Source organism: Allobosea sp. 05T439 (assembly GCF_056396005.1).
This window is the reverse complement of sequence record NZ_JBFTKP010000055.1, coordinates 19,545-27,846: the sequence shown is the minus strand read 5'-3', so window position 1 is coordinate 27,846 and position 8,302 is coordinate 19,545. Positions and strand designations below refer to the sequence as shown.

Here is an 8,302-nt window from a genome sequence, read left to right as displayed (position 1 = left end):
GAGACCGCCATGGCCGGTGCTGCGGTATGKGCCTCGCCCGAAAGCTGGTTCACTGCCCCGGGAATCGCTGCCGCCGGCAGGTTGTAGATGCCGAACAGCCCCGACGGATCGGCCCCGCCCGCCACCGCCCTGTCGATTCCGGCGGCCACCGCATAGGCATTCGCCGGGCGCCCGACGGCTAGCCGCGAGCTTGCGTTCGGCGCAACGGTACCGGAGTTTGGCGTCACCGGGTCGACGATGGGAGCGAGTGGCTTTGGTGCCAGGGTGAGTTGCACGTCGCTGGCGGTGTAGGCGACGCTGGTGGTGACACCGTCGCCGAAGCTGCCGGCCGTATCGACCGTGCCGAAGGTGCCGCTGCGGCCCCCGGCAGCCGAGAGCAGCGTGTAAGGGGTCGAGAAGGCGTAGGCGCCGCCGAGCGGCACGATCCGCAAGGTGCCGGCAAGCGCAGCCGCGCCGGTGACGTTGACGCGGTCCGAGACCGCACCCTGGATCTCGGCAATGTAGGTCGATCCGGCGCCGAGGGTGAGATTGCCGTTCACCGTGATGGTTCCCGGCGAGTTGCCGGGCGAGATCGTGCCATTGACCACCGTCGAGGGCAGCTGCCCCGATCCGGCGATGGTCCCGCCCGCATCGACCGTCAGGCCGGAGGACGAGACGATGGAGCCGTTCACCACGAGCGTGCCGCGCGTGACAAAGGTCGCGCCGGTATAGTCGCTCGTCCCGGACAAGGTCGTCTTCCCGAGGAAATCCTGCCGCATATCGCCCGCGCCGGAGAGCTTGCCGGCGAAGTTAGCGCCGCTGTTGTCGCTGGTCGTCAGCGTCTGGCCGGCAGCGAGCGTGACGATCGCGCCGGCATCGCCGACGAGAGCACCGATCGTCTCGCTCTGGGCGACGTCGAGCGTCGCGCCGCTGGCGATCCTGACGAGCCCGCTGTCGCTGATCGCGGCGCCGCCCGTCACCGTCAGCGTACCGGCGCTGATCGTCGTCGTACCGGTATAGGTGTTGATACCCGACAGGGTGAAAGTGCCCGTTCCGGTCTTGGTCAGCCCGCCGCTGCCGGAGATCGCGCCGGAGAAGGTGGTTGAAGCGCCGTTCGAGCCCGTGGTCAGCGTCGCGGTGCCGAGCGCAACCGAACCGGCGCCGGCAAGCGAGCCGAGGCTTTGATTGAAACCGGCGAGGTCGAGGACCGCGCTCCCGCCGACACTGAAGGCCGAGCCGGAGGCGAAGGCGCCAGCTGCGCCGGCGCGCAGGGTTCCGTTCGAGACGAGGGTTGCGCCGGTGTAGTTCGTCGAACCGGAGAGGCTGAAGGCGCCGCTGCCGGTCTTGGTCAGGCCGCCGCTGCCTGACATGCTGCCGGAGAAGGTGGTGCTCTGGCCGTCCGAACCCAGCGTCAGCGTGCCGGCTCCCAACGCCACGGTGCCGGCTCCGGCCAGCGAGCCGATGCCCTGGTTGAAGCCGGCAAGATCGAGCGTTGCGCCTGCATCGACGGTGAAGGCCGAGGCCGCCGAGAAAGCGCCAACCGCGCCGGCCTGGAGCGTGCCGGCCTGAACCAGCATCGCGCCGGCATGCGTGCTGGTGCCGGAGAGCAGGAGCTTTCCGGCCCCGAGCTTGCTGAGGCTGCCGGCCCCGGAGACCACGCCCGCCAGCTGCAACTCGGTGCCGGTTGCCACGTCGATTCCGCCCGCGCCAGTCAACGTCACATGGCGCGACGTACTGAAGCTCGCCGTGGTCGCAAGCGTACCGCCACTGAAGGTCAGCCCGCCCGCAGCACTGCCCAGATTGGCGTCTGACGACACCGCGAGCGTGCCTGCATTGATCGTGGTCCCGCCCGTATAGCTGTTGGTGCCTGAGAGCACGAGCGTGCCCGCGCCGACCTTGGTAAAGCTCGTGGCGACACCGTCGACCAGGCTGGAGGCGATCGTGGTGGTGGCGCCGGCCGCAACGTTGATCGTGCTGCCGCCGGCGACCCCGAAGCTCAGGGCGCCGCCGCTGAGCGCATAGCCGTTGCTGTTGAACTGCAGCGTGTCGAAGCTCTGCGTGCCCGACACCGTGACCGCGCCGCCGGTGCCCTGGAACACGCCGACAGAGCCGAACCAGGGCGTGTTGAGATCTGCCTGGCCGGGTTGGCCGGTCCAGTTCGTATTGCCGGCGTTCCAGGTGCCGGCACCGCCATCGACGCTGCCGTTGCCTGCAACATCGCTGCCATCCCAGAACTGCATGGTCTGGCCCGAGCCGATGACCACCAGATTGACCTGCGTCGCCGCATTCGAGGGCGCGCTGTAGACCGTGCCGGTCGCGCCCACGACCGAAGGCGCGCTCAGCGCCAGCGTGCCGAAGCTGCCGCTGATCGTGCCGCCGCCGGTGACGTCGAACAGACGATAATAGCCGGCCGAGGCGACATTGGCGGTCAGCGTGCCGCCGAGCGTCAGGTTGCCGGCCGCGCCGCTGCCGTTGACCACGATGTAATCGTTCGTAGCGCCGCCGACCACGCCCGGCGTATTAAGCTCGAACACGGTGTTCGAGCCGCTGCCGAGCGTCAGCGAACCGACCGTCAGCGTGCCCGGCGAGTTGCCGGCCGAGAGCGTGCCGCCGGAAGCGACCGTCACTGCCCCGGCGATCGTGCCCGAGCCTCCGAGCGTCGCGCCCGTGCCGACCGTAACCGCGGCGGACGCGAGCGAGCCATTCACCAGCAGCTTGCCGCCGTTGACCTGGGTCGCGCCGGTATAGGTGTTCGTGCCTGACAGCGTCATGGTACCGTTGCCGGTCTTGATGAGGCTGATCGCGCCGGAACCGGCCATCGCGCCGGAATAGGTCGTGCTGGTGTTGTCGCTGCCGACCGTCAACTGGCGCGCACCAACCGTCACGTTGCCGGCTCCCGCCAGCGAGCCGATCGTCTCGTCATGATTGGCGATACGGAACGACGCCCCCGTGGCCACGGTCACCGCACTGAGATCACCGATGCCGGCGCCCGCGCCGCTGACCAGCAGCTCGCCCGCCATCACCCTGGTGGCGCCGCTATACGTGCTCAGGCCGGTGAGGGTCAGCGTGTGGGAGCCCAGCTTGGTCAGCGCACCCGTACCGCTGATGGCGCCGGAAAACGTGCTGTCGGCTCCCTGATTGAAGGCCAAAGTACCACTATTGGCCACGTTGGTGGCCGTGGGGATCGATCCCGATGCGCCGTCGCCGACCTGCAGCGTGCCCGGGGTGATGACCGTCGTGCCGCCATAGGTGCTGGCGCCGGTCAGAACAAGCGTGCCGGTGCCGCGCTGTTCGAGGCCGCCGGTACCGGAGATGGTTCCAGCGAACGTGACGACATCGGAGCGGTCGAACGCCACGGTACCGGCGGGATTTGAGGGGAAATTGGTCTGGATATCGCCCAATACCGAACCGGAGGTGGCCCCATTGCCGATGATCAGGGTCGCGCCGGTGACGAAGCTGCCGCCCGTATAGGTGTTCGCGCCCGTCAGGGTCAGGCTGCCGCCGCCACCGACGCCCAGTTGCCCGCTGCCGGACATGACGCCGGCATAGGTGCCCGCATTGGATCGGAAGAACATCACGCCCTCCGCACCACCCGTCGGCGCGTTGTTGACGATATCCCCGGCGATCGATCCCGTGGTTGTACCGAAGCCGACATAGAGCGTGCCGGCTGAAACGGTGGTCAGGCCGGTATAGGTGTTGTTGGCAGTGAGCTGAAGCGAGCCCGTGCCCGTCTTGGTCAATGTGCCGGTGCCCGACACGGCTCCGGACAGCACGAGCCCGGCACCGGCCCCGGTCGCGTTGACGACCAGAGCGCCGGAATTGTCGATCGCGCCGCTCAAGGTGGTGTTCGCGCCGACATTCATCTGCAGCGTACCAGCCGAGATCGTCGTCGCGCCGCTGTAGCTATTGAGGCCGGACAGGGTCAGCGTGCTGGCGCCGAGCTTCGTCAACGAACCCGTTCCCGTGATATTGCCGGAAAACGCCAGGTCGCTGCTGGGACTGAAGACCAGCGCGCCGCTATTGGCGACGCTGCCGAGGATCGAGCCGGTGCCGGTGATCTGCAGCGTGCCTGCCGTGATGCTGGTATTGCCGGTGTAGGTATTGGCGCCGCCGAGCGCCAACGTGCCGGCTCCGGTCTTGTCGAGCCCGGCGCTGCCGGCGATGACCGACTGGATCGTTGCGGTCGCACCCGAGGCGACCTCGACGATCGGCTTGGCGGCACTGAGGCTGGCCAGGGTCAGCGTGCCGCCACCGATCGTGTAGCCATCGGTGAGGAAATGCATCGGATAGGCTGTGACGCCGGCCCCATCCACGGTCACCGTGCCGGGCGTGCCCTGGAAGAAGGCCTCGTAGCCACCCCAGGCCTTTGCGGTCGTGCCGGCGGCATTGGTCCAGTTGGTCGTGGTGGCATTCCAGGTGCCGCTGCCGCCGCTGACCGTGCCGTTCGGCGTGGTCTGTGCGCCGTTCCAGTAGCCGGTATTGGCCGCGACCAGGAGATTGACCTGGAATGCCGTCGAGGTGGTGTCGATGTCATAGGTGAATTGGATCGGAGCGGTGCCGATGACCATCGTATTGTTGGTCAGCCCGCCAACGACGTTGAACAGGCGATAGGTGCCGGTCGCGAGCGTATTGCTGGAATTGTCGATGTTCAGCGTGCCGTCGAGCACCAGGCCGTTGTTGCCGACCGTCACCAGCCCGGTATTGTTCCCGGCCCGGGTGACGGTCATATTGAGGCTGGAGTTGGCGGAAAAGGCCAGTCCGTCGAGCGCTGCGGCGCTGGTGGTCGTGGTGGTCGCCAGTGTCCCGCCATTGGCGATGGTCACTTGGCCGTGGACGCGGCTCAACGCCGCGACGGCGAGCGCGGAGCCGCTCGCGACGGAGACGTTACCAGTCACCTCCGCAAGGCTGGCCATGGCCAGCGTGCCCTGTTGCACGCCCCAGTTGCTGGACCCGGTGTAGATGTTGTTCAGGGTCCAGGTCGAGGTGCCGGTCTTGGAGAAGGCCGAAAAGCCGTTGAAGCTGGTGGCGCTGGTGCCGATGCGGGCCAGATCGAACGCGGCATTGGTCGCGCCGCCGAGGACGAGCGTGCCGCCGGTCCCGTTCACCTTGGCGCCGCCGCTGAGCACGTAGCCGGCCCGTAATTCCAGCGTGTTGTTGTTGCCGTTGAACTGGACGGATGGGGCGAGCGTGCCGCCGCTGCCGCCGCCGGTGATCGTGCCGCTGGTGATGACGAGGTTGTTGTCACCAGAGACGAGCACACCGGCTGTGCCGGCTGTGTTGGCCCTGCCGCCGGTGATGGAACCGGCATTATTCAGGGTGTTGTAATGTCCGGTGATGGAGACGCCCGCGCCGCCGTTGTCCGGCCCGGACGTTGCAAAGAGCAAGTCACGGTTGGCACCGGCGATCGTGCCCCCAGCGTTATTGGTCAGGACGGTGCCGTTGGCGAGCGATGTGCCGCTGCCGMTCAGGATGACGCCGGCGCCGCTGGCGCCGCCCGGCGAGACATTCGAGTCGATGTCGTAGCCGCCTGCGCTGCCGCGGATCGTCCCGCTGTTGCTGACCGTCCCGCTTGCCCCCGAGATGACCAGTCCGGCGCCGCCCGCGCCCCCCGCACCACTGCCGGTGAAGGAATTGATCGTGTTGAGAAGTCCGCCGGTGCCGCCGCGCACCGTGCCGGTGTTGATGAATGAAGCCGAGTCCCCCGAAAGCAGGACGCCGATGCCGCCCGCGCCGCCCACGCCATTGGTGGCTCCAGACCCGAGAAAGCCGAGGAAACCGGCATCGCCGCCGGCGCCGCCGGTGATGGTGCCGCTGTTCGAGATTTGCAGACTGGTGCTCGCCGAGGCGGCGCCCGCGCCGCCCGCGCCGCCATTGCCGAGATTGCCGCTGAAAGAGGAATTCGCGCTCCCGCCGGCGCCGCCGATGCCGCCGGTCACGGCGCCGCTGGTGGTTACCACCAGCGATGTGCCGTTGAGGACGAGGGCCGCACCGCCGCCGCCGCCGCCGCCGAGGCCGCCATCGCCGCCGCTGCCTGCCGCCCCAGTCCCGCCGATCGCGCCGCCGCCGCCGGACCCACCCGACCCGCCGGTTGACCCACCGCCTGGCCCGCCCGTTCCGCCGGCCGTGCCGCTGCCGCTGCCGCCAGCGGAACCGAACGCATTTTCACCACCACCCGCACCGCCAGCGGCGCCTGTCACCGTCACGGTGAGGCTGTTGGACGTGGTGAGCTGCAACCCGGCGCCGCCGCCGCCACCGCCGCCGCCGCCCGTGTCCGCGAAGCCTGTACTGGCCGCGCCGCCAGATCCATTGGGCGGGAGCGTCTGGCTCAGGGCGGGCGAGATCGTCAGAACGCTTCCGGCTGCCGTCATCGCAAGCAGCAGGACCGGCGCAAGGCAGGATGAGGCCAGCAGGGCACGACGACGCTGCGCGATGCGATTGCCCGCCTGGCTCAGGACAACAGGGCAGCCCACTCGCGAAGCACCGCGAATGGCCACGTGATCGACTTGTTCGCGTCTCACCCGAATCCCCCAGATCCCGGATTCGGCCAGACGGCGCAGCGCCGCAGGGAGAATCAGCGCCAGACTAGCAGGCCTCCGCCCGAGCACTGTCAGCCCGCGCTCGCAAACCCTTGATTCTGTGATTTGTTTTGGGCGTGTTGCCGCAAGGTAACAACCGGGAAGACCGGCCGGATGTGCCGACACGGCGCCAGACGCGTCGCGCCTCGACAGGATCGTTTCGCCGGAGAAGCCGCAACAGCCCCCGCCCCGGCCGGCATCGAAAGCCACTGGAAATGGGCCAGGCCCGCCTTCCTCGTCCTGTCGCCAACCGGAGCGCCTAACGGCCGACGCTGCTCATCTGATCCTGACGTAGCTGAAGCAGTCCCGCGGTTCGTCGCTGATATTCGGATGAACGGCCCAAAGCCGGAGCAGCGCTTCGCGCTGGAGTGCCGCCTTCTCCATCAACCGCCATCACCGTCTCGCAGCCCCCCACTGACGGAGCTGCGCTTCAACGCCATGCGGGGAATGCTGCGGATCATTCCCATGATGAGGTGTTGTGGGTCCAGGTCGAGGCGGTGCCGGGCGGACCTGGCGCGTCGGCGCCCCGGGCAAGGCGCGGCGGCGCGCGATCCCCGATCGAGGCAGGCTCGATCACGCTGCGTTTGGACGAGATCGGCCGAACGCAGAAAACTGGATCAAATCCAGTAGCTTAGAGAATTTCGTTGCCCCATTTCCGCAGCATGTTCTAGACCTGCATTAGGGCGGAGCGCAGCTGAAGCAGGTCCTCGCAAACCGTTTCCAGCTCCCGGACCGGGAAGCCCTTGCGAAGCGCCGGAACATGGTCGGCGAGCCTGTCGCCGAGGATGCCGGTGAAGCTGACATGGCCTTGCGGCGAGACGACGAGACCGTTCTCCTCCTCGAATGAGGCGTTCCAGGCAATCGCCTCGGCTTTGGCGACAGCGCTGGGAAGGTCGAGTTCGAGCGCCCCGTCGCTCAGCCGCACGGGATAGCCGCCCGGCAGCCCGTTCGGGCCGGGCACATGGCCGCGCCACGGCCTGCCGGCCGCCATGGCGAGCACCATGGGAACGCCGCTCGCCCCCGAGATTTCGATGACCGGCTCGGGGGTGAGCTGGATATCGGCGAAACGCCCGTAGACATCCGCGACCTCGGCGCCGTCGAGCCAGACGCGTGGCGCCCGCCCGCCGCGTTCCTCGGGCCGGCGGCGCCAGGCGGCCAGATTCTGGTAGTGCGCGAGGACCTTGAGATCGACCCCCGGTGGCGTGGCGGCCGAGCCGCCGAAGACGTTGGAGAGGATCGCGACATTGCCCATGCCGCAGGCGACGGCGTGGCCGAGCGCGACGATGATGCCGTTGACGACATCGGGAAAGCTGCAATTGACCAGCGTGACCGGCTTGCCGCGGGCGGTGATGGCGGCTGCGACGCGCGCGCTGATCAGGGCCTGGAAGACGGCGGTCGCGCTCAGGCCGCCTTCGGCGACGAGCTGCGTCCAGGCGTTGCCGCTCTGGGCGATGACCTGCGATGTCTGGATCGAGGCCGCCTGCACGACGATGCGGGGGTCCGTCGCCGCGAGCAGCGCGTCCGAGGCATCGGGCGCCAGGAGATCGATGGCGTGCGTCCGAAAGCGCGCCTTCTTGCCAAACAGCGCGGCACGGGCATTCGCGGCGGTGCGCAGCCAGTTCAGCCGCTCGCGATTGCGCCCGGCGATGATGACCTCGACAGCTTCGTCGGCCGTCGCGGCGATGTCGAAGGCGATGCGCGCGGCGAAGCCGCCGGTGCCCGAGATCAGGATATCGCAGCCGGCCATG

Annotated in this window: 2 protein-coding genes; both read right to left on the bottom strand. The window is 68.5% G+C overall.

What is annotated here, in order from left to right; genetic code table 11:
- Positions 1-6,449, bottom strand: a 6,449-nt coding sequence (locus AC1DIO_RS32125; protein WP_476854677.1) for an autotransporter-associated beta strand repeat-containing protein, incomplete at its 3' end; no start/stop codon positions are given.
- 772 nt (positions 6,450-7,221) lie between these two features.
- Positions 7,222-8,301 (bottom strand): SDR family oxidoreductase, encoded by a 1,080-nt coding sequence (locus AC1DIO_RS32120; RefSeq protein WP_441508711.1) that lies wholly within the window; start codon positions 8,299-8,301, stop codon positions 7,222-7,224.
- Between the last annotated feature and the right edge of the window lies 1 nt (position 8,302).

What these genes read in the sequence shown, in the direction of transcription:
- AC1DIO_RS32120 (WP_441508711.1), bottom strand. Translation starts at nt 8,301, where the DNA reads ATGGCCGGCTGCGATATCCTGATCTCGGGCACCGGCGGCTTCGCCGCG.